The sequence below is a fragment of the Pedobacter frigiditerrae genome (assembly GCF_004331645.1).
Taxonomy (GTDB): Bacteria; Bacteroidota; Bacteroidia; order Sphingobacteriales; family Sphingobacteriaceae; genus Pedobacter; species Pedobacter frigiditerrae.
This window is the reverse complement of sequence record NZ_SJSK01000002.1, coordinates 243476-266382: the sequence shown is the minus strand read 5'-3', so window position 1 is coordinate 266382 and position 22907 is coordinate 243476. Positions and strand designations below refer to the sequence as shown.

Sequence of the window (22907 nt, the reverse complement as noted above, 5' to 3'; positions counted from 1 at the left end):
TTACCATTGACAATAAATAAAAAACTATGAAAATCAAGACCAAACTGCGTGCAGGATTCGGATTTCTGTTTGTCATCGTACTTGGATTTGGGCTAATCGCCCTTTTCTTTCTGAATCAAATTTCTTCAAAAGCAAAGCTGATCCTGAAGGACAACTACAAAACAATAGGCTACGTAGCTCAGATGCGTAGTGTAATAGATGATGGAGTTTATCCATTAACAAGAACTGCTAAACAGCATTTTGAGCAGAATCTAGAACTTGAAAAAAAGAATATTACTGAACCTGGAGAAAAACTTGCAGTTAATAAACTAGCTACGGCTTATAGTGGCCTTTTGTCTGCGGTTGTAGATGGGGAACGCAGACTTGCGGAAAAGGAGATCCGTTCTGCACTCGCTCAAATAGAATTTGTTAACATGCAGGCCATCAAAAACAAAAATGATGAAGCCAACAATGCTTACGCTAGAGCCGAGATGTTTATTGCCATAGCAGCATCATTTTGTTTCATTGTACTGTTTACTTTTGTTGTAAACTTTCCGGGATTTGTTGCTAATCCATTAGCAGAATTTAGCCAGGCCATTAAACAAGTGGGAAATGGAAACTACTTGCAACGGTTACATTTTAACAATAATGATGAATTCACAGAACTTGCAAGCTCATTTAATTCGATGGCAAAAAAGCTTCACGAATGGGAAAATAGTAATCTTTCCAAGCTCAAAAGCGAGAAGTCAAGGATCGAGGCTATCATTGCCCAGATGCAAGATGCCATTATTGGAGTGAATGAAAAAGGTGAAGTCTTGTTTCTTAATCAACTAGCCGCTAAGCTTATCGGCGTTGATGAACAGACCACTATTGGCCAGAATGTTGGCGAGCTGATGCAAAGAAATGAACTGTTGAAGAATATAATTCAGCCGCAGGACGATAACAGAACGCTGAAGATCTATGCCGATGAACGTGAATCCTTTTTCCAACTGGAAAGCAGGGAAATCGTTGTGCCTAACATCGAAACCGATGACAACCAGCCCCTTTCTGCTTCGAGCAGGTCGGCAGGTAATGTTTATGTACTCAAGAATGTAACCAAGTTCAAAGAACTCGATCAGGCCAAGACAAATTTTATAGCTACAGTTTCCCATGAACTTAAAACCCCATTGTCATCTATAAAGATGAGCTTAAAATTATTGGGAGATAAACGTGTTGGCGAAATGAACAAAGAACAGCATGAACTATTACAACATATCCAAGAGGATAGCGATAGGTTGTTGAAAATCACGAGCGAGCTATTAGATCTTTCACAGGTAGAAAGCGGTAACCTAAAGTTAAGCTTTGTATTGGCAAGGCCTATTGAAATTGTACGCTTTGCTATTGATGCCGTAAAATTTCAGGCAGAGCAGAAATCTATCCAATTGGAATTGAACTGTAATGAACAACTGCCTGAAGTTAATGTTGATATTCAAAAAACAGCTTGGGTGCTGGTCAATTTTCTTTCCAATGCACTGCGCTATAGTGCAGAAAAAGCTAAGATTATTATCCAGGTTATAGAGAAAAATGGACAAATTGAATTTTCAGTAAAGGATTTTGGAAAAGGGATCGAGGAAAAATATCAGAAAAGATTATTTGATCGTTATTTTCAAGTACCAACCGATGGGCAGAACAAATCAGGATCAGGATTGGGATTGGCCATTTCCAAAGATTTCATCGAGGCAGAAAGTGGAATGATATGGGTAGAGAGTGCAATAGGGGAAGGTAGTAGGTTCTGTTTTATCTTACCAAGAGCTTAAGATTGTTAGAATTCTTATTTTTAATGTGCTGAAATGATGAGGTTTTCTGCTTTTTTATTCTTTTTTGCTCTTTATTATTGACTTGTAAGATGTTGTGTGTTGCTGCTTCAGCCCCCTAGTTTTAAAAGCAGTCTGAAAAGATTGCTTTTTTGTTTGTAGCATTTTGTAATTAGGTATTTCTCTTACTCAAAGTTAACAGATTACTTTTGTTTTACTGGTATTGTCGGATTTGTATAGGTTTAAGTCCGTTATATATAAGCTAAAAAGAATAGCATCGAATATTTTTGTTAAAATAAATCGGAAATTTCCGTTCTTAAACCAAATACAAATCAATTCACCTATTCATCTATATAAATTAAGGGATGAGCTCAACTAGAGAACCTATATGAATCGCAGATTACTTTTAAAACAACTTGCTGCCACATTACCAGCTATTGTACTTGCCCCACAGTTAAGAGCAGCAGATGGCATTTTGAACGAAGAGGTAGAAAAAATAATTACTGGGCCGTTTAGTCCGGACTGGAAATCCTTGTCAGCTTATCAAGCTCCAGACTGGTTTCGCAATGCTAAATTTGGTATATGGGCACATTGGGGCCCCCAATGTCAACCAGAATATGGCGATTGGTATGCACGTGGTATGTACCAAGAAGGAAGTGAACAGTATAAATATCACCTTGCTACTTATGGTCACCCATCAAAATTTGGGTTTAAGGATGTGATTAACGAATGGAAAGCTGAATCTTGGGATCCTGAAGAATTGGTTTCGCTTTACAAAAAAGCCGGTGCACGTTATTTTATGGCACTTGCCAACCATCATGATAATTTCGACCTCTACAAAAGTAAATATCAAAAGAATTGGAACTCAACAAAAATAGGTCCTAAGAAAGATTTGATTGCAGGATGGAGAAAAGCTGCGAGTAATAACGGACTTCCATTTGGTGTAAGTGTTCATGCGGCTCATGCATGGAGTTGGATGGAAACAGCTCAACGCTCAGATAAAAATGGTACGATGGCAGGTATTCCTTATGATGGGAAATTGACTAAGGTTGATGGTAAAGGTAAGTGGTGGGAAGGCCTAGATCCCCAAGCTTTATATGCCCAGCAACATGTGTTAAGTGAGAACAGTGAAGACAATCGTATGATTCATAAACAATGGGACTGGGCTGAAGGAGTTTGTGTACCAACAACCGCTTATTGCGAAAAATTTTTCAACAGAACCATAGATCTTATCAATTCCTATGATCCTGATTTAGTTTACTTTGATGATACCGCACTCCCGTTATGGCCGGTAAGTGATGCTGGATTAAGAATTGCTGCTCATCTTTACAATAAGAGCATCAAAAAAAATGGCAAGAATGAAGCAGTTATCTTCGGGAAGATTTTAGATCAACTTCAGCGCAAATGTATGGTTTGGGATATTGAACGAGGACAAAGTAATGCAATAGAGTCACTTTCTTGGCAAACAGATACTTGTATAGGTAATTGGCATTATGATAAACGTGTGTATGCAAATAAAAGATACAAAAGTGCAAAAACAGTAATACATACATTGGTAGACGTAGTGAGTAAAAATGGAAATCTATTGCTCAACATTCCGGTTAAAGGAAATGGTACTATTGATGAAGAGGAAAGAAAAGTAGTGGAAGAAATTGGTGCTTGGATGGACGTTAATTCAGAAGGAATATATGATACACGCCCTTGGTTGGTTTTTGGTGAAGGGCCAGCAATGGAGTCTGCTGCGCCATTAGCTGCACAAGGTTTTAACGAAGGCAAAGGCAAGCCCTTTTCTGCTAGTGATATCCGTTTTACGACAAAGAATAACGTTGTTTATGCGACCGTTTTAGGATGGCCAACCGATGGTAAAATAATTATAAAAAGTATGAATAGCAGTAGTCAATACCTACAGAAAAAAATCAATAGCATACAGTTGCTTGGTAGTAGTGGTTTGTTAACTTTTGAACAAAATGAAATTGGTCTTGTAGTTAATTTAGAGGAGAAAAAACCGTATTTAAACTATGCTTTCACCTTAAAGATTGGATAAGTTTAGCCTAATTTCTTTTACTTATCAAATCAAAGTCTAATGAAACCATAGATGATTATGAGCGTCTTTGGATTAAAAAGAATATTACACCTGTTATTTGCTGATGATACTTGCATCGAATTTGTTAAGTTCAAAATAACCTAATTGAAGTTTATTTGATTGGTGGGCAGTCGAATGCTACTGGACAAGGATGTATTGCTATTGTAACTGATAGCATGATAATTGACTTTACCCTAAGTCTGAATAACTTTTGTTCTGGACTGTATATTTTCCAGGGGTTAGGCCAGTAATTTTTTTAAATATCTTAGAAAAGTAAGGTGTGGTATCATATCCTACTTCAACAGCGACTTGATCTAAAGATATATGTGTGGTGATGATTAGGTATTGTGCCCTTTCTATTCTTTTTTCATTAATATATGTAATTGGCCTTGTGCCCATGTGTTTGAGAAAAAGACGAGAAAAATAATCAGGGTGCTGGTTTGCCCTTTTAGCAAGATCGATAACTCTGAGTTGGTTCTTTAAATTGATCTGTATATAACTAACGGCATTTAAAACAGTTGAAGGTATAGGCTCATGTTCTTTTTTCTTGAACGTACTTGAGTTTAGGAAACGAGAAAGTAATTGCTGGATTATACCTTGAGTTTCCATCTGCGTTGCAACACTTTGCCTGTTATTAAGCTCCTGATATTCCTTATAGTAAATGTTTTTTTCGTATATTTCTGGGTTGTCGGATCGATTAATACCTCTTCCCGGATTTACCTTCAGTAGGCGCTTGAAGATAGCAATATCTAATTCAGATGCTAGAATTTTCATTGGTTCCCTATTGTTTTGAAATAAGGAAATGCCATCTGCAGACTCTTCGAAAAATTGTATAAAATACTGCCCTAGAGTATTTTCACATTTTAAATTACAAAGTGTGAAGCTGGGGATAAGATAGATATACCCTTTTTGAAGTGTTAGGGTTGTGTTACTTCCAGATATTGTTCCGTTACCATCATCGATATAATAAAGCCTATAATAGGGGCTAATTACGCAAGCATAATTCCATTTAGTGCCGAGTTTAACATAGTCTACGTTGAGAAGGGAAAACCATCGGCTAAGTATTCGTTTGTTCATTTACAAAAAATCGATTAATGTAAAGATAGTTGATTTACCTCTTTCTTAACTTCAAATCCTAACAGAATAAATTGACTTTAATTGATGCATTAGTTACTGTTTTTTTGTGGAGTGAATTGCAATTTTTCTTTGTTATTTTTATAAAAACGTGTTAGTTCAGTTACCCAATTCCTTTATCTTTGCGGCCAATTAAATATCACAATCTTGATTAATGTAAATAATATTTCCGTTTCATTTGGCGGAACAACCCTTTTCAGCGACGTTACTTTTTCTATTAACCAGAATGATAAAATAGCATTGATGGGTAAAAATGGTGCGGGCAAGTCTACCATTCTAAAAATTATTGCAGGTGCAACTAAACCTACTTCTGGTAACGTAACTGGCCCAAAGGAAGCTGTAATTGCCTATTTACCTCAGCATTTGCTGACAAAAGATAAGGTTACCGTTTTTGAGGAAACGATGAAGGCTTTTGAAGAGGTAAACCAAATGCAAAAAGAGCTTGATGAACTGAATGAGCAGTTAACCATTCGTACCGATTACGAAAGTGACGACTACATGAAGCTCATTGAACGTGTATCAGAATTGAGCGAAAAGTTCTATTCGATTGAGGAGACTAATTATGATGCAGAAGTAGAGAAAGTGCTAAAGGGATTGGGTTTTGAGCGTAAAGACTTTACTAGACAAACTTCAGAGTTTTCGGGTGGATGGCGCATGCGTATCGAACTGGCTAAAATTCTATTAAAGAAACCAGATCTGATTTTATTAGATGAGCCTACCAACCACATGGACATCGAAAGTATCCAATGGTTAGAAGATTTCTTGATGAATTCTGCAAATGCAGTGATGGTCATCTCACATGATCGTGCCTTTGTAGATAACATTACCAATCGTACAATTGAGGTGACAATGGGCAGGATATACGACTACAAAGCTAAGTACAGTCATTATTTGCAGTTACGAGCCGATCGTCGCGTTCATCAATTGAAAGCTTACGAAGAACAACAACGATTTATTGCGGATAACCAAGAATTTATAGACCGATTTAGAGGTACTTATTCTAAAACCTTGCAAGTACAATCTCGTGTAAAAATGCTTGAGAAATTGGAAGTGATTGAGATTGATGAAGTAGATACTTCGGCATTGCGATTGAAGTTTCCTCCTTCACCACGTTCTGGGCAATATCCAGTAATAGTAGAAGAACTAACCAAAACTTATGGCGAACATACTGTATTCGCAAAAGCATCAATGGTAATTGAGCGTGGAGAAAAGATTGCTTTTGTGGGTAAGAACGGTGAAGGTAAGTCGACCATGATTAAAGCCATCATGGGCGAGATTGATTTCGAAGGAAGTTTAAAAGTAGGGCATAATGCCAAGATTGGATATTTTGCTCAAAATCAAGCAGCATTGCTTGATGAGAACTTAACGGTATTCGAAACTATTGATCAGATTCCATTGAGCGACGGTTCTATAAAAATCAAAGACCTTTTGGGTGCTTTTATGTTTAGTGGCGATGATACCACAAAAAAAGTGAAGGTACTTTCAGGTGGTGAGAAAACTAGGTTAGCCATGATCAAGTTGCTGTTAGAACCTGTAAATGTATTGATCTTGGATGAGCCAACTAATCATTTGGACATGAAAACGAAAGACATCATTAAAGATGCCTTAAAAGATTTTGATGGCACTTTGGTATTAGTATCTCACGATCGTGATTTTTTGGATGGACTGGCAACAAAAGTATTTGAGTTTGGTAATAAACGTGTTCGTGAGCACTTTGAAGACATCAAAGGATTTTTAGCTTACAAGAAAATGAATAGTTTGAAGGAAATTGAGCAAAACTAAGCGAGTTTCCTTATTATAAAGGGTCAAAATCGTTAAGGTTTTGGCCTTTTTTATGTGTCAAGTTGTTAGCTGTACTATAGTGTTTCGGAATTTAAAACTTTTGAAAAGACTGCTTTTTTGTAGATTGAATTAATGAAATCCTTCACACTGGATAATCATTTACCTGTTCTCCAACCAATTCAAAAATGCACTTGTTTTTTCCTTGCCTATCAATAATTGTTCTGGACTTGGTATGATGAGTTTTACAAAGAGTTTACGACCAAAATAATGTTCTACTTCTTTAACAGCGCTAAAATTGATCAAATACTGTCTGTTGAGCCTAAAAAATTGTTTAGCAGAAAGTAAAGCTTGCAGCTGATCTAAAGATTGATCAAGGGCATATTCCTCTTGCTTAAAAGTCATGATAGACGCCGAATCATTCCTGATGTAAATGAAAGCGATCTGTTCTGTTTGAACCGTGGTGTATTTCTGATGTTTAAAGACTAAGAAGCTCTTTTTCCCTTCATCTAGTACAATTTGTTTAAGTATATTGTCTAAATCCGGAGCTGTATTTTTTTGAAAGAAGTTTTTAAAATTAGCCACCTTTTCAAATGTAGCATGCAAATCATCTTGAGAAAATGGTTTCAATAAATAATCAATCCCATTGGCTTTGATTGCATCCATCGCATATTCTCCATAAGCAGTACAAAATATTACAGGGCAACGAATCTCTACTGCCTTAAAGATTTCGAAAGACAGTCCGTCTGAAAGTTGGATATCCATAAAAATCAGGTCAGGCTGTTCATTGTTAGACAGGTATTCAATCGACCCTTCAATGCTCTGTAATTGTGCTACAATTTTAGCTGCAGGCTTAAGCTTTACTATCAAGTTAGCCAAAGACTTGGCTGCTTTAAGCTCGTCTTCAATGATGATGATTTGCATGGATGATCGGTAATTTAATGGTGAAATGTGTTTCGCTGGCCTGTATCTCAATCGCCTTATTGAAGAGATGGTTATAACGCTCATTAATGTTCTCCAAGCCCATTCCGGTAGATAATTCTGGCGTTCTCTTTAGTTGTAGTTTGTTTTTAACAATCAAGTATTCATTTTCAGTATACAGCTTGATGTGTAGTGGCTTATCTAATGAAACCACATTATGTTTGATGCAATTTTCAATTAATAGCTGTAAAGTAAAAGGAGGGATGTAAGATGGATGATATTTAGGGTCAATTTCGATGATTAGGTCAATACCCTCTTCAAAACGAGCTTTTAACAAAAATAAGTATGCATCTAATATGTTCAATTCCTCTTGGATGGTAATGAGGGCTTGTTTTCGACTTTCTAAGGTAAATCTATAAAAATCTGATAGTTTTAAGATAAAATCCACACTATGTTTGTCTTCGCTCTCTACCATGTATTTTAAGGTATTTAAGCTGTTGAATAGAAAGTGTGGATTTACCTGTTGTTTCAGTAATTCGTATTGCGCAGCTAGGTTGGCTGCCCTGGTTCGCTCAAGCTCTATACCTACCTGTTGGTTTTGAGAACTATGATAGAGTAGGTGTATAAACATGTAGAACATGACGTTTACCAGAATTCCTCTTACCTCAAACATCAGCATCACTGGACCAAAGTTAAGGTGAGAGAGCAGATAATTTTGTATGGACGCCAGTATAAACATCACTACAATTCCAAAAAAGAGGTTCTTAACTAATCTTGTGATAGAAAAACCATTGACTATGTCTTTTGATGAGTAGACAGGTAAAGTTTTGATGTTATAATACCATGTCAACAGCGCAAATAAAAAGGTAACAGTCGAGTCGATCAATGCTTCATACAGGTTAAAATGATGTTCTGCTATTTTAGGAACAGCTACTAGTGCCCCTAAGAAAAAAGAACTTAACCAAATGACTTTGTGCGATATCTTGAATGTTTTTTGTGCCGCCATGTTCATCAAATATAACATCTAAATTAGAGATCTAGATACCGTTTTATTTGGTAAAGTTAGCGGCTTCAATTATGGCATCTGCAAAAGCCTGAGGTGCTTCCTGTGGTACATTATGGCCAATACCTTCTAAGATCTTGTGAGCATATTTTCCAGAGAATTTTTTAGCATAAGCTGCTCCATTAGCATTGGCGCCATCAAAATCACTTCCTATGGTAATGGTGGGTACAGTAATGATTGGACCGGCTGCTAGTCTGGCTTCTAATTCATCATATTTTGGATTCCCTTGAGCAAGGCTCAACCTCCAACGATAATTATGAATCACAATGTTTACATGATCAGGGTTGTTGAAAGATGCGGCTGTGCGATTGAAAGTAGGCTCATCAAAGTTCCATTTGGGCGAAGCGATTTGCCAGATTAATCGGTTAAATTCATTGCGGTTGGCAGCGTAACCTGCTTCACCACGAGCTGTGGCAAAATAGTATTGGTACCACCAGCCCAGCTCAGCCTTTGGATTCAATGGCTTTTGGTTAGCTGTGCGATTTACAATCAAATAGCCGCTTACCGATACCAATGCATTGATACGGTCTGGCCAAATGGCTGCCATGATATCAGCTGTACGTGCGCCCCAATCGAAACCGGCAATAGTAGCCTTCTTAATTTTTAATGCGTCCATTAAGGCAATCATATCTGTGGCTAGAACTGATTGTTGACCGTTCCTCATTGTTTTTTCAGATATAAAGCTGGTTGTGCCAAAACCACGTAAGTAAGGCACAATTACCCGATAACCTTTGGCCGTTAATAAAGGAACAACATCTTCAAAACTGTGGATGTCATAAGGCCAGCCATGTATCAGGAGCACAACAGGGCCATTTGCTGGGCCTGCATCAACATAGCCAACATTAAGTTCGCCGGCATTTATTTGTTTGATATCGGTAAATGGATTGTTTGAAACATTATTGATAGCAGTAGACTGTGCATTTGTAAGTGTTGAAATCATCAACATAACCAAAGTTATTAGAAACTTATTTTGGTGATTAATTTTTTGCGACATGATCGTGTTTTTTAATGTGAAGGCCTCGACGTATAATAGCCGAGGCTTACTCGTGAAATTTAGATGATTGTGATGACTACATCGATATTACCTCGGGTTGCCTTAGAATAGGGACAGGTTTGGTGGGCTGCATTTGCTATAGCCTGCGCTACTTCCTTGTCTAAGCCAGGAAGACTTACATTAAGGCGTGCCTGTAAAAAATATTCCCCATCAACATTACATAGATCTACTTCGGCATTAACAGCCCTATCAACAGGTAGTGCAATCTTCATTTTTGCTGCTGCAATTCCCATGGCACCTATGAAACAAGCCGACCAACCCGCTGCGAACAGCTGTTCTGGATTGGTGCCTGAACCATTTGCGCCTGGTACTGTTAAGTTAATGTCTAATCTACCATCATCACTATGTGATGTGCCTTCCCTGCCACCTGTGGTATGAGTTTTAGCGGTATACAATACTTTGTTGGATGTTGTTGTGTTATTGGTTGCCATGATATTGGATTTAAATGATTTGTTTATGACCCCAAAAGTATAGTGATACAATCAGTCATTCAATCAATTAAAGGCTGAATTGGACTATATTCATCCTGAATTGGTCGATTTTAAGTTTGAGCTAAAAAAACCATTTTATTGCCTGCTTTGTAATGGATTGTTAGTTGCCGATCTAGCTATGATTATTGAATGCCTTAAATGCCTAGTTTAATGATCATTCTGTCCATCTAAGGCAGTTATAATTATTGACGATGCGGATTGCAAATTAGATTTGACCAATTAAAAAATAGAAATCATGAAATATATTAAGATTTTATCAATGAGTGTAATTCTGGCCTTAGGTGCTGGGATGGTATTTGCTTTCATTTCAAAGACCGATCGTAAAGCAGGAAATGGTTTTGCTGTTGTAGAGCTCTTTACATCAGAAGGATGTTCAAGTTGTCCCCCTGCAGAAGAACTAATGGTTCGATTACAAAGTGAGTATAAAGACAAAGACGTTTACCTATTGGCATACCATGTTGATTATTTTGATCAGCTAGGTTGGAAGGATACTTTTGGTAGTCCAGCGCATACGAGCAGACAGACACAATATGGTAGTTGGTTAAAGAAGAGACAGATATACACGCCGCAAGCAATCGTGAATGGAAAATATGAATTTGTTGGATCTGATGAAGGAGTTATGCAAAATGCAATAAGGAGCGAGCTGGCTGTACAAAGAACGTCAAGTTTGCTGCTTAGTGCTAGAATGGAAAAGAGAAAAATTGTTTTAGATTACCAGGTTGATAAAAGTATAAGTGCTACTAGGTTGGCAATTGCAATCATCCAGAAAACTGCCAAAGTAAATGTAAAGTCTGGTGAAAATGGTGGTAAACAGCTTTTGCATATTCAAATTGTACAGCAGCTTACAACACAGGTGATTTCTGCTAGTGGAAAAGGCTCTACATCAATTACAGTTCCCCTAGGATTTGATCCCAAAGGATGGGAAGTTTTGGGAATGGTACAAAACATGACTAGTGGAGAAATTCTTACCGCAACAAGAGCTGGTTTAGAAAGAAATTAGTATGACCCCTCAAAAAAATAATGTTAAAAATTAGGAACAGTAGTTTTTAATTCAGTATAATGCCAAGGGAGAATATATTAGGCGTTTTGGTGGCAGGGGTAATGGTACTTCTAATCTTGATTGCGCTCACGGAATTGCTTTAGATAATCGCAATGCGGATAAAAATATATTGCTGGTCACCTCAAGAAACGAAAATGCCTTTAAACAGTTTTCTCTTAAGGGTGAATATTTGGGAACTGTTGATATTCTTGGGTCATTTATATGTAGGCCTGTGATAAAGGGTAAAAATATCTATGTGGCGGTTTTTTGCTCTGGTGATAATCAAAACTTTGGTTCAGGTTATTTAACCATACTAGATGAATATAACAAAGTGATTTCATCGCCAGGAGCTACAGAACCAATTTACCATCATGGAGTACTGTTGCCACAGCAAAAGTTAGCTGGTCATTTTATGCATCCACATGATGTTTGTTTAGATGATGATGAGAATTTGTATGTTCCACAATGGAATGCTAATCAGGTTTATCCTATGAGGTTAACTAGGATTTAGGGTAGATGCTCAACGAAGCAGTTTTGTCATAGCTATCGGATCGAATCGACCTAGTCCCGACTTACATTTAGGAGGACTCCGAAGGATCAGCGAAGCCATGAGTGATTTTCTAAAGAGTCTTACTGTTTTTTATGTCCCTAGGTACCATGGTTTGCCAATTACCTTGGGTACATCGAATAATCTAGCTACTCCGGTATTCACGAAATACCAAACTACCAGTCTCACCTTATGAATTTCCCTTTATTGTTCCTCTTTTCTTTATTACTGATTGCCTAAACATCATCGCCACTGCTTCGGGTCTGTATCCTAACAGTGACATAATGTTACAATAATAAATACATAATACACATATTGATAGTCCAAGTTTTTATATAAAAACTTGGACACATACTGGACTTATATTGGACTCATTAACTTTCAGATACGATACAGATATTATCCAGAAGTATCGTCGGTTAAAATAATATTTATGAGCGGCATTGTTAGCTAATAACGACGCTTTAAAGGCGGCGACCTATGTAAATGTAATTTGTAAACGTGCTGCTCTAACTACTCGTGAAACTGAAATGTTGGCTACCGCTGCAGAGATTAACGTGGGCTATCTTTAAAAGGACGTAGCAGAAAACTAGCAGGTGCGCATTCACGTTGGATTGACCTTAAAAGAACCGAGGAACTTGATTAAAACTTATTTTGCACAAACTAATCCAGCCATATCGGCAAACTTTGATCCAGCGAAACATACGCAACGCCCAATTCCACAATATTTTCTAGATGCCATAACCAATGCAGCAGAATTCGGCAATAACGGTTACTAAAAGAATCATCATTAAATAAATGAAGCCATTTCAGTTTTAACTGGGATGGCTTTTTGTTTAGGATTCCGGAAGTCGCTAAAGCCTGGAGGATAGGTTCACTAGTTATTAACTCATTGGTAATGCAAAAGGGAAGATTGTTTGGGGCTGAAGGGTTATACTGAGCAATGGCTAAAAGAAAACGAATAACCTGTTTAATGGTCAACTAAAAATAAGATAATCTAATTTTACGCTGTTGTAGAGTTGGGGGAAGCTGAAAGCAACCTCGACGTTCTCTATGTAAACTTTGTGTTCTCTGCGTTTTATGAGGTACGAAAGTCAGTAAAGTCCGGAACTTGGGAAGATTAAGAAGCAAAGACCAAAGAAAGGCTTAATTGCTTAGCGTTCCTTGCTGAACATTTTGTGTCTTTGCGTTTTATAAAGAGCTAATAATATATTAAATTTTTTGTTTAATTATTTGATTAACAGTATTTTAGTTTGTTAATTTAAAAATGTCTTTGTAACGTTTATTAATTATGTATCTTAGGAAACCAAATAGCAGCATTTAATCATTCAATGGCAAAAAGCTACTCTCTTAAGTCGATTATAGGGTTTATTTATCTCTTTTTTACGCTCATTAACTGTTCAGCGCAATTAAATGGTAAGTCTATTAAATATTTGGGTGTAGAAGACGGTCTTTCGAACAATATTGTCAATTCACTTTACCAAGATCGGTTTGGTTTCATGTGGATGGGTACTTATGATGGATTGAATAGGTATGATGGTTATAGCTTTAAAATATTCAGGAATAAATGGGGGGATGAAAATTCCTTAATTAATAACCACATTACCGCACTTAATGGTGATGATTTAAATAGAATATGGATTGGAACACAGAAAGGTGTTTCTTTTTTTGATTATGCGAATTCAAAAATACATCCGGTTTTTTATATTGATAAAGGCAGGAGAGTTAAAATTACGGCTCCTATTACTTCAATTGCTGTTGCTAAAAATGGCACTACCTATATTGCAACAGACGAAAAGGGTTTGTTTATCATTCAGAAAGGCTCGAACATTGCCAACCGAATTCCTGTTCTAGGTCATGTTAATTTTACGGCAAGAGGGCTTGCAATAGATCAGCAAAATAACCTTTGGGTATTTATAAAAGATGTTGGATTGTGTACCTACAATGTGACTTTGGGTAAAATTGGCTTAACAAAACCGCCTATTACTTCGGTTACTTCAATTATTAACTACAATAAAGACCAGTTATTAATCGGTACTGAAAGAGGTTTGTTCTCTTACTACAAAACTACTGGAAAATTAGAACGAATTGCTGTTCAACTGAGTGATGATAACATCATGGGCTTAAGTATGGGTAAGCAAAAGAAACTGTGGATTGCTACAGATGGGGGTGGTATCACCATTGTTGACCTTGCAACAAAAAAATCAAGCTTTCTGAATGCTTCTAAAGAAAAAGGAATGCTGAGCAGTAATTCAATAGGTGCCATTTATGAAGATAGGGAGGCAAGAAAATGGATTGCTACCTTAAGAGGCGGGGTTAATATTATAGACAATGTACAAGCGCAGTTTAGGACCATCAAAAAAGATCCTTTTAGGGAGAATACTTTAGTCAACAATTTCATATTATCGTTTTGCGAAGATGAAAATAAAAATATCTGGATTGGTACCGATGGAGGCGGTTTAAGCTTATGGAACCCTATAGTTAACAGTTATACCAATTTTGTGCATCATCAAAATGATCCATCTTCATTATCTAGTAATTTTGTAACCAGTATTATAAATGATAAGCAGAAAAACATTTGGGTAACCACCTTTAATGGTGGAATAGATCGTTTTAACAAACAGACTAATAGCTTTAAGCATTACACCTGCTTTAATACTGTTAAAGGAGTAGAAGAAATTAATGTTTGGAAGATTTTTCAAGATAAAAATAACAGGATTTGGGCAGGTACAACAAAGGGAGGAGCACTCTATCTTTATAATAGTAGTTTAGATAGATTCGAGCTTTTTGATGCAAGGCTGAAAGACATCCATACGCTTTATCAAGATCAGCAAGGAGTGCTCTGGGGAGGTAATTATACCCACCTTATACAGATAGATCCCATCCGTAAAAAACACCAATATATTCCTGTCGGCATTGCCATAAGGGCTATTTACGAAGATACATACAGGCAATTGTGGATAGGAACTGAAGGTGGTGGTTTGCTGAAATTGGATAGGAAAACTAAAAAACTGAAACGCTACATTCAATCTGATGGCTTACCAAGTAATTCTGTCCTTAATATTTTAGAAGACAACAAAGGGAATTTATGGTGTAGCACTTATAATGGGCTTTCTAAATTCAATATCAAAAGCGCTAAGTTTAAGAACTATTATGCTACAGATGATTTACAAAGTAATCAGTTTAATTACAATGCCGCTTTAAGATTAAGCAATGGCGAATTGTTATTTGGTGGGATAAATGGATTTAATAAGTTTTTCCCAGATAGCATTAAAATCAATAAGAGAGTACCAAAAATTGTAATTACAGATTTTAGGGTAAATAATATTCCAATTGATGAAGATCCTGCTTACCAGGATGAAATTTCTGTTGTTGGGCTAGAAAAAATCTCTATGCCATTTAACGCTGCGGTAATCTCAGTTAATTTTTCGGCAATCGAATTCTCTTTCCAAGATCAAATTAAGTACGCCTATTACTTAGAAGGATGGGATAGGGATTGGAATTACATAGACAAGCTAAACTTTGCCTATTATTCTCGTTTAAATGAAGGGACCTATAAGCTACACTTAAAAAGCACAGATACAGAAGGTGCTTGGGCATCAAATGAAAAAATTATCATCATTAAAGTTTTACCACCTTGGTACCGTACATGGTTGGCTTATTCATCGTATTTAATATCGATCATTTCATTATATGCAGTATTTGTTAAGTACAGAAGAAGGCAATACCGCTTAAAGCATGAAGTTGAGTTGGCCAACTTGAATATGGAACGAGAGAAAGAGCTGAATGAGAAGAAGCTTAACTTTTTTACAAATATTTCTCATGAACTAAGAACGCCTTTAACTTTAATTGTAAACCCGATAAAGGATATTTTAAGCACAAAGGAAAACGGTCAAGAGAAAAACGACTTAAATGTTGTTTATAGAAATTCGAGACGTTTGTTGAGTTTGGTTGATCAATTACTGCTTTTTAGGAAAACAGAAAATGAGAATGAAGCTTTAAAATTGGTTAAAATAAACCTTTTCAAGTTTTCCCATGAGATATTCTTATGTTTTAATTACTTGGCCAATAACAATAACATTAGTTATAAATTTGTGTGTGAAGATGAACAAATCTATATTTATGCAGATAGAGATAAGTTAGAAATTATCCTTTTTAATTTACTTTCTAACGCATTAAAGTTTACGCCAAAAGGTGGTAAAGTGGTATTGGGTATTACCTTGGTTGATGATATGATACAAATTAAGGTATCTGATACTGGACCAGGAATACCGATTGAAGTTGGCGATAGGCTATTTGATAAATTTTATAAGGTAATGAATAACAGTTCAATTAAAATTGGCTTTGGGATTGGACTTTATCTGGTTAAAAGCTTCGTCGAACTACACCAAGGAAAAATTTCATATACTTCAGTACTTGGAGAAGGAACAACGTTTTTTATCGCCATACCAAAAGGTGATGTAGTTGAAGAACAAGTGAATGTTTTAGAAGATAAACAAGAGCTTAATTACGTTAGCGAGCTTATAGCAGAGGAAGAGGAGCTAGGTGATGAGCAAATTCCTAATCTCGAGTTACTCATTTCAGATTTGCATTCTATTTTAGTGGTAGATGATAATGAGCAAATCATAGACTATATCCATCAAATTTTTCATCAGAAATTTAAGGTTTACAAAGCCAATAACGGATTAGAGGGTTTAGAATCTGCCAGAGAACACTTACCAGATATTATCATTTCTGACGTTAATATGGATGGCTTAAATGGAATTGAGTTTTGCAGGGAAATAAAAGCAGATCCAGCAATAAGCCATATTCCTTTGATTTTGCTAACTGCGGATCCAAGTCCAGAGTTGAAGTTACAAGGGATAGAAGTTGGTGCTTATGATTTTATCAGTAAACCTTTTGACAAGGAATTATTTACTGCAAAAATTAATGGTGTAATTAAAAATAGGAGCAACCTACAATCGTATTTTTATAATGAGGTAACCTTAAAGTCAGAGCGGAATAAAATTTCTCAAGAAGATAAAAGCTTTATTCAAAAAACCATCACTATTATAGAAGATAACCTGATGGAAACTAATTTTAATGTGAAAACACTGGCATCTCAGTTAAGTATGAGTCATTCTAATCTTTATAAAAGAATAAAGGCGACCTCAGGTTTATCTATTAATAGTTTTGTGCGTTTCATTAGGTTACGTAAGGCGGCAGAACTATTGATCAATACAAATCTCAATATAAATGAAGTAGCTTTCAGGGTAGGTATTAATGATATTAAATATTTTAGAGTTCAATTTCAAAATCAATTTAAACTTACACCTTCGTCATTTATTAAAAAACATCGTAAAATATTCCATAAACAGTATAGCATTAATACTAATTTGAGCGATAAATAGTAGTCAAGTTAAATAATCCCCCTAAAATTATCATTAACACCCCCACCAAAAAGAATAAATTTATTGTACTTAGATTTACCAAATCATAAATCGAATACTTCGTTCCAAAGATGAAAAAATACAACTGGCTTATCGCATTGCTATTGATTAGCAAAATAGCTACTGCACAAACACTTCCTTCAACGCAAGAAGTAATAGCAACAATTAACAAAGCAAATGCCTATTGGCAAAGTAATAACAAGCCAGAGGTAAGGGCTTTTTGGGATCATGCTGCTTATCATACCGGTAACATAGAGGCATACAAAATCACCAAAAACGAGGCTTACAAAACTTACTCAGAAACTTGGGCCAACCATAACAAATGGATGGGTGCAAAAAGTACCGATAAAAGCAAGTGGAAATATAAGTACGGCGAAACAGATGAATTTGTATTGTTTGGAGATTGGCAAATCTGCTTTCAAACCTATATAGATCTGTATAATCTTAACCCAGAACCCCACAAAGTTGCTCGTGCTAAAGAGGTAATGGAATATGAAATGTCTACAGCTGCAAGCGATTATTGGTGGTGGGCAGATGGTTTGTACATGGTAATGCCTGTAATGACAAAAATGTATAAACTAACAGGTAATCAGCAGTATTCGGATAAACTTTATGAGTATTTTGTGTATGCCAATGGTATCATGTATGATAAAAAAGAGAAACTTTATTATCGAGATGCGAAATATGTTTACCCAAAACATAAAAGTGCAAATGGCAAAAAAGATTTTTGGGCCAGGGGCGATGGATGGGTTTTCGCAGGATTGGCAAAGGTTTTAGAAGATTTGCCTAAAAACGATCCACACCGCCATGAGTATTTAACCAAGTACAAAAATATGGCGAAAGCAATTCTGAAAAGTCAACAAGCTGAAGGTTATTGGACCAGGAGTTTACTCGATCCTCAACATGCACCAGGACCAGAAACTAGTGGAACTGCTTTTTTTACTTATGGTTTGTTATGGGGCATTAATAATGGTTTGCTTAAAGAAAATAAGTATCTTCCGGTGGCAAAAAAAGCATACAATTACCTCACTAAAACTGCGCTTCAGGAAAGCGGAAAAGTAGGTTATGTACAACCAATTGGAGAAAAAGCAATTCCAGGTCAGGTAGTAGATGCAAACTCTACAGCTAATTTTGGTGTAGGTGCATTTTTGTTAGCCAATTGCGAAATGTATAGGTTTTTAACCAACAAAAAATAGACATGAATTCATCATTAAAAAGTATTGTTGTTGTTTTTCTAATCCTTTGTTTAGCTGTAGGAAAGGTTGCAGCACAAAAGAAAAGTAAAAATGTAAAAGCAGTCCCTTTAACCGATAGACAAGTTTGGTTACAGGAAATGGATAAAATGGTAAGGCCTGTAATTTACAGTTTAGCCAAAGACAGTTTACATCTTGTAATGCCAAAGGAGACTTCTATTCGCATAGATAATAAAGAACATCGCATTAAAGTACAATATGTTGAAGTTTTGGGTAGGGTTTTAAGTGGCATAGCACCTTGGTTACAGTTAGAAGGCGGTTCGGAAGCTGAAATAGCCTTGCGCAACCAATACCGAGAATGGGTTATTAAAGGCATTAAAAATTCATTGGACTCGACTGCTAAGGATTTCATGAACTATGATATTGGAGGTCAACAATTGGTTGATGCTTCTTTTGTAGCACTTGCTTTTATACGTGCGCCTTGGCTTTGGGAAAATTTAGATAAAAAGGACCAAAACCTGATGATGAAATCCATTGCTACAACAAGGAAATTTAAGCCTGGGTTTTCAAATTGGTTGCTTTTTTCTGCAGTTAACGAAGCTTTTATGGCAAAGTTTGGCTATGAGTGGGATGTGATGCGAGTAGATTATGCCTTGCAACAAATGGAGCAATGGTATGTTGGTGATGGGATGTATAAAGATGGTAGCACTTATGCTTTCGATTATTACAACAGTTTTGTAATTCATCCCTATTTGGGTACGTTGGTGGATATTATTGGCAAAAAAACAAATGCTTATAATGCCATGTTCGAGAAGATTAAAAAACGTAATGAGCGTTATGCTGTTATTCAAGAACGATTGATTAATACTGATGGAACTTACCCAGCTACAGGGCGGTCAATTGTGTATCGTGGAGCTGCTTTTCATCATTTAGCAGATATGGCTTTTAAAAAGTTATTGCCAAAACAATTAAGTCCAGCGCAAGTCCGTTGTGCCTTAACTGCGGTCATAAAAAAGACGTTAGAAAGTCCAACTACTTATGAAAATGGATGGTTAACGATTGGTTTACATGGAAGTCAGCCTAATATAGCCGATGTTTACAATAACCAAGGCAGTCCTTATCTCTGTACCAGCATATTTTTGCCTTTAGGCTTGCCAGAAACTGATCCTTTTTGGGCAAACACGGCAGTAAAATGGAGTGCTCAGAAAATATGGGGCGGAGAAGATTTTCCAAATGATCACAGTGTAGATTTAAGATAGATGTTCAAGTTTTCTGTTGTTTTTTTGTTGCTTGTAGGTTTAAGCTTTTCTGTTAAAAGTCAAGAGCATACTTCATGGAGTACTATTGCCAAAAACGGGTGGGCAAATAACTCTATCAACACTGTTATTTTTAGGAAAAATGCTTTAACCACCTTTAAAAATAACCAATACGCTGCTTATTATGATGCAGATCAGTTTGTGGTTTTAGCAAAGCGAAAGCTCAATTCGCAAATATGGGAGGTTGTTAAAACGCAATACAAAGGTGATGCAACGGATGCGCACAAATCTATCAGTATCATGGTTGATGGAAGTGGTTATTTGCACCTTGGATGGGGGCAACACAACAATAACCTTAACTATGCAAAATCTATTAAACCTGAAAGTCTTTTGTTAGGACAAAAGCAGGCAATGCTTGGTTTAAAGGAAAATAAAGTGAGTTATCCTGAATTTTATAAGCTGGCTAATGGTAATTTACTTTTCTTTTATAGAGATGGTGGCTCTGGAAATGGTAATTTAATGATCAATCAATATGATTTAAAAACGAAAACTTGGACAAGAATTCAGGACAATTTAATTGATGGTCAAGGTAAAAGAAATGCCTATTTACAAACAGCAATTGACGCAAAGGGAACTATCCATTTATCATGGGTTTGGAGGGAAAGTCCTGATGTTGCCAGTAACCATGACTTGTGTTATGCAAAATCTGCCGATGGAGGTTTGACTTGGCAAAAATCAGACGGTACAAAATATCAATTGCCAATTAATGCCGAAAATGCAGAGTATGCCTTGAAAATCCCACAGAACAGCGAGTTGATTAATCAGACTTCAATGTTCGCTGATGAGAATGGAAATCCATTTATTGCTACGTACTGGAGAGATGCTGGTGAAACAGTGCCACAATATCACATTGTGTATAAGACTGGTAAGGATTGGGGAGTAAACAGGTTAACCTTTAGAAAAACACCTTTTAGCTTAAGTGGGGGTGGTACTAAAAAAATCCCAATATCAAGGCCGCAGTTAATCAGTTGGTCGTCGAAAAATACCATCTCTTGTGCGTTAATTTTTAGAGATGTTGAAAGAGGGAATAAGGTTTCAATCGCCATTGGCAACGACATTACAAAATCTAATTGGGAGTGTAAGGACCTTTCTGAAATGAGTGTAGGGGAGTGGGAACCTACTTTTGATACCGAACTATGGATTACAAAAAAGAGATTAGACCTGTTTGTTCAAAAAGTTGAGCAAGTAGATGGAGAGGGAAAGGCAAATGCTTTACCTACTAAAGTGCAAGTTCTTACTTGGAAGAGGTAGTGTTTTTCGTCATTCCTGCATAAGTGGAACTTTAAAGCTATACACCTTCCTTATAGCATTAAGATACCCAATCCTTTTGGTGTAACAAATAGTAAAATAAGGTTAACTTCTAAATTATTGAGTTAATATTCGCCAACTAATTAGCAAAATATTCTAAAAAACATCATTCTTTATCCCTATTTTTATAATTGATAAATGTTAGTTTAACGTTTATCAAGATGTTAAAAATTTAGCCCATGAAACACCTATTTTGCAAGTCTTTAAATATCTGTTTAATAATTATTGCGTTGCTTTCTGTTAATGCATTTAAGAGTGTTGCGCAACAAACAAAATTAACATCCTTTACGCCAGGTAAAATTTGGAATGATGATAAAGGCGTTCATATTAATGCACATGGTGGAGGAATACTTGTAGATAAAGGTGTTTATTATTGGTTTGGCGAACATAAAGTAGCGGGTGAGATTGGTAATACAGCTCAGGTTGGTGCTCATTGTTACTCATCAAAAGATTTATATAACTGGAAAGATGAGGGAATTGCGTTAAAAGTAAGCGATGATCCAAAAAGTGATATTGTAAAAGGAAGTGTTATAGAAAGACCTAAAGTTGTTTATAATAAAAAGACAAAAAAATACGTAATGTGGTTCCATTTGGAGCTAAAAGACAAAGGCTATGCAGCTGCAAGAGCTGGTGTAGCGGTTGCCGATAAAGTAACCGGACCGTATGTTTTTTTGAAAAGTTATAGACCAAACCCGGGTCAAATGCCTATTTATTTACCTAACACACCAGAAAGTGAAAAGTTGAATTGTGCTGCGCCTGCAAATAAAAGCGATGGTTTCTTTTGTCGCGATTTACCTGGTGGTCAAATGGCTCGAGACATGACTGTTTTTGTTGATGATGACGGAAAGGCTTATCATATTTTTTCTTCCGAGGAGAATTTTACCTTACATATGGCCGAGCTAACACCGGATTATTTAGGGCATACGGGTAAATTCACAAGGATTTATATTGGCGAGCAAACTGAAGCTCCAGCTTTATTTAAGAAAAATCGAGTTTATTACATGATAGGTTCTGGATGTACAGGATGGGCCCCAAACCCTGCTCGTTGGTTTACAGCTAAATCTTTATGGGGACCGTGGACATTTATGGGCAATCCTTGCGTTGGCCAAGGAGCAGAAAAGACTTTTGGTGGTCAAAGTACTTATGTATTACCAGCGCCAAATAAAAAAGGAGAGTTTATTTTTATGGCCGATATTTGGAGACCTAAAAATGCCATAGATGGTAGATACTTGTGGTTGCCAATCCAGTTTGAAAATGACAAACTTAAAATTACTTGGATGGACCAATGGGATCTGAGTGTTTTTAAATCAAAGTAAGGATTTACCCCACTCTTCCAATATATTCATAGATCTCGTTAGGGCTTATTTGCTTGTACTAGCAATTCTTTTGCCTTAATGGCGCTGCTTTCAAATCTGTGTAAACCATTTGAAATTGGATTTTCACATTTTCAATTTTCGTCATAAAAAACTAAGTAAGTCTTAATTACTTAGTTTTCAAATCTAACTTTAGGCTATTCTTTGCAAGTACCCAACCAGTTTCAATGTATTAATAGTTCAACTTCAAATTTTTACATGGTGCTAGTTATGCTCTTTTCTTAAGTCAGCACAACATTCAATCTCGTATAAATTATTTGAAATAGAAGTTCCCTCATCTCAACAAACCTCAATAAAAAATTATCTAAGACTCAAATACTTGATTAATTTCCAAAATCTAGCTTTATGGTCATTTTTACGATGTAAAATAACAATTTAACCCCTAATTAATACCGAATTATCCCT

General features: G+C 36.2%; 16 protein-coding genes. 11 read left to right on the top strand and 5 right to left on the bottom strand.

Translation table 11 applies throughout. The annotated features are described in order from the left end of the window. Window positions 1-26: 26 nt before the first annotated feature. On the top strand, window positions 27-1775 hold the full coding sequence (locus tag EZ428_RS08185) for a HAMP domain-containing sensor histidine kinase (protein WP_131552668.1): 1749 nt from the start codon (window positions 27-29) through the stop codon (window positions 1773-1775). 385 nt (window positions 1776-2160) lie between these two features. Next, on the top strand, window positions 2161-3816 hold the full coding sequence (locus EZ428_RS08180; RefSeq protein WP_131552667.1) for an alpha-L-fucosidase: 1656 nt from the start codon (window positions 2161-2163) through the stop codon (window positions 3814-3816). Between the two features lie 228 nt (window positions 3817-4044). On the opposite strand, the gene EZ428_RS08175 is transcribed toward EZ428_RS08180, so the two are convergent. Next, window positions 4045-4932 (bottom strand): helix-turn-helix domain-containing protein, encoded by an 888-nt coding sequence (locus EZ428_RS08175; RefSeq protein ID WP_131552666.1) that lies wholly within the window; start codon window positions 4930-4932, stop codon window positions 4045-4047. A gap of 204 nt (window positions 4933-5136) precedes the next feature. Between EZ428_RS08175 and EZ428_RS08170 the strand changes: the two genes are divergently transcribed. Then, window positions 5137-6771, top strand: coding sequence for an ABC-F family ATP-binding cassette domain-containing protein (locus tag EZ428_RS08170; protein WP_131552665.1), 1635 nt, complete (start codon window positions 5137-5139; stop codon window positions 6769-6771). A 159-nt stretch (window positions 6772-6930) separates the two neighbouring features. Here the strand turns inward: EZ428_RS08170 and EZ428_RS08165 are convergent, their stop codons facing one another. Genes EZ428_RS08165 through EZ428_RS08150 form a run of 4 tightly spaced genes read right to left on the bottom strand, consistent with a single transcriptional unit; the run spans window position 6931 to window position 10237 of the window. Then, complete coding sequence (locus EZ428_RS08165) at window positions 6931-7692, bottom strand: LytR/AlgR family response regulator transcription factor (RefSeq protein ID WP_131552664.1); 762 nt, start codon at window positions 7690-7692, stop codon at window positions 6931-6933. Continuing rightward, the gene (locus EZ428_RS08160; protein WP_131552663.1) at window positions 7673-8695 is read right to left on the bottom strand and encodes a sensor histidine kinase; all 1023 of its coding nucleotides are present in this window, start codon (window positions 8693-8695) and stop codon (window positions 7673-7675) included. The genes EZ428_RS08165 and EZ428_RS08160 overlap by 20 nt, the downstream gene beginning before the upstream one ends. A gap of 43 nt (window positions 8696-8738) precedes the next feature. Next, a complete protein-coding gene (locus EZ428_RS08155) occupies window positions 8739-9746 on the bottom strand; it encodes an alpha/beta fold hydrolase (RefSeq protein ID WP_131552662.1) in 1008 nt (335 codons plus the stop codon). A 59-nt stretch (window positions 9747-9805) separates the two neighbouring features. Further along, window positions 9806-10237 (bottom strand): organic hydroperoxide resistance protein, encoded by a 432-nt coding sequence (locus EZ428_RS08150; RefSeq protein ID WP_131552661.1) that lies wholly within the window; start codon window positions 10235-10237, stop codon window positions 9806-9808. A gap of 295 nt (window positions 10238-10532) precedes the next feature. Here EZ428_RS08150 and EZ428_RS08145 point away from each other — a divergent pair, with 295 nt between their 5' ends. The 8 genes from EZ428_RS08145 to EZ428_RS08110 all read left to right on the top strand — a co-directional run bounded on the left by EZ428_RS08145 (window position 10533) and on the right by EZ428_RS08110 (window position 22445). Next, window positions 10533-11297 (top strand): DUF1223 domain-containing protein, encoded by a 765-nt coding sequence (locus EZ428_RS08145; RefSeq protein ID WP_131552660.1) that lies wholly within the window; start codon window positions 10533-10535, stop codon window positions 11295-11297. A 271-nt stretch (window positions 11298-11568) separates the two neighbouring features. Next, window positions 11569-11847 (top strand): hypothetical protein, encoded by a 279-nt coding sequence (locus EZ428_RS08140; protein WP_131552659.1) that lies wholly within the window; start codon window positions 11569-11571, stop codon window positions 11845-11847. Between the two features lie 632 nt (window positions 11848-12479). After that, on the top strand, window positions 12480-12662 hold the full coding sequence (locus EZ428_RS08135) for a hypothetical protein (RefSeq protein ID WP_131552658.1): 183 nt from the start codon (window positions 12480-12482) through the stop codon (window positions 12660-12662). Between the two features lie 552 nt (window positions 12663-13214). Beyond that, the gene (locus EZ428_RS08130; RefSeq protein WP_131552657.1) at window positions 13215-17273 is read left to right on the top strand and encodes a hybrid sensor histidine kinase/response regulator transcription factor; all 4059 of its coding nucleotides are present in this window, start codon (window positions 13215-13217) and stop codon (window positions 17271-17273) included. A gap of 110 nt (window positions 17274-17383) precedes the next feature. Continuing rightward, window positions 17384-18508, top strand: a complete 1125-nt coding sequence (locus tag EZ428_RS08125) for a glycoside hydrolase family 88/105 protein (RefSeq protein ID WP_131552656.1) — start codon at window positions 17384-17386, stop codon at window positions 18506-18508. A gap of 2 nt (window positions 18509-18510) precedes the next feature. Next, a complete protein-coding gene (locus EZ428_RS08120; RefSeq protein ID WP_131552655.1) occupies window positions 18511-19764 on the top strand; it encodes a DUF2264 domain-containing protein in 1254 nt (417 codons plus the stop codon). Next, on the top strand, window positions 19765-21072 hold the full coding sequence (locus tag EZ428_RS08115; protein WP_131552654.1) for a BNR repeat-containing protein: 1308 nt from the start codon (window positions 19765-19767) through the stop codon (window positions 21070-21072). 236 nt (window positions 21073-21308) lie between these two features. After that, the gene (locus EZ428_RS08110) at window positions 21309-22445 is read left to right on the top strand and encodes a glycoside hydrolase family 43 protein (RefSeq protein ID WP_131552653.1); all 1137 of its coding nucleotides are present in this window, start codon (window positions 21309-21311) and stop codon (window positions 22443-22445) included. The last annotated feature ends 462 nt before the right edge of the window (window positions 22446-22907 follow it).

What these genes read in the sequence shown, in the direction of transcription:
- EZ428_RS08150 (WP_131552661.1), bottom strand. Translation starts at nt 10,237, where the DNA reads ATGGCAACCAATAACACAACAACATCCAACAAAGTATTGTATACCGCT.
- EZ428_RS08145 (WP_131552660.1), top strand. Translation starts at nt 10,533, where the DNA reads ATGAAATATATTAAGATTTTATCAATGAGTGTAATTCTGGCCTTAGGT.
- EZ428_RS08185 (WP_131552668.1), top strand. Translation starts at nt 27, where the DNA reads ATGAAAATCAAGACCAAACTGCGTGCAGGATTCGGATTTCTGTTTGTC.
- EZ428_RS08120 (WP_131552655.1), top strand. Translation starts at nt 18,511, where the DNA reads ATGAATTCATCATTAAAAAGTATTGTTGTTGTTTTTCTAATCCTTTGT.
- EZ428_RS08165 (WP_131552664.1), bottom strand. Translation starts at nt 7,692, where the DNA reads ATGCAAATCATCATCATTGAAGACGAGCTTAAAGCAGCCAAGTCTTTG.
- EZ428_RS08130 (WP_131552657.1), top strand. Translation starts at nt 13,215, where the DNA reads ATGGCAAAAAGCTACTCTCTTAAGTCGATTATAGGGTTTATTTATCTC.
- EZ428_RS08160 (WP_131552663.1), bottom strand. Translation starts at nt 8,695, where the DNA reads ATGGCGGCACAAAAAACATTCAAGATATCGCACAAAGTCATTTGGTTA.
- EZ428_RS08110 (WP_131552653.1), top strand. Translation starts at nt 21,309, where the DNA reads ATGAAACACCTATTTTGCAAGTCTTTAAATATCTGTTTAATAATTATT.
- EZ428_RS08155 (WP_131552662.1), bottom strand. Translation starts at nt 9,746, where the DNA reads ATGTCGCAAAAAATTAATCACCAAAATAAGTTTCTAATAACTTTGGTT.
- EZ428_RS08115 (WP_131552654.1), top strand. Translation starts at nt 19,765, where the DNA reads ATGTTCAAGTTTTCTGTTGTTTTTTTGTTGCTTGTAGGTTTAAGCTTT.
- EZ428_RS08180 (WP_131552667.1), top strand. Translation starts at nt 2,161, where the DNA reads ATGAATCGCAGATTACTTTTAAAACAACTTGCTGCCACATTACCAGCT.
- EZ428_RS08125 (WP_131552656.1), top strand. Translation starts at nt 17,384, where the DNA reads ATGAAAAAATACAACTGGCTTATCGCATTGCTATTGATTAGCAAAATA.
- EZ428_RS08175 (WP_131552666.1), bottom strand. Translation starts at nt 4,932, where the DNA reads ATGAACAAACGAATACTTAGCCGATGGTTTTCCCTTCTCAACGTAGAC.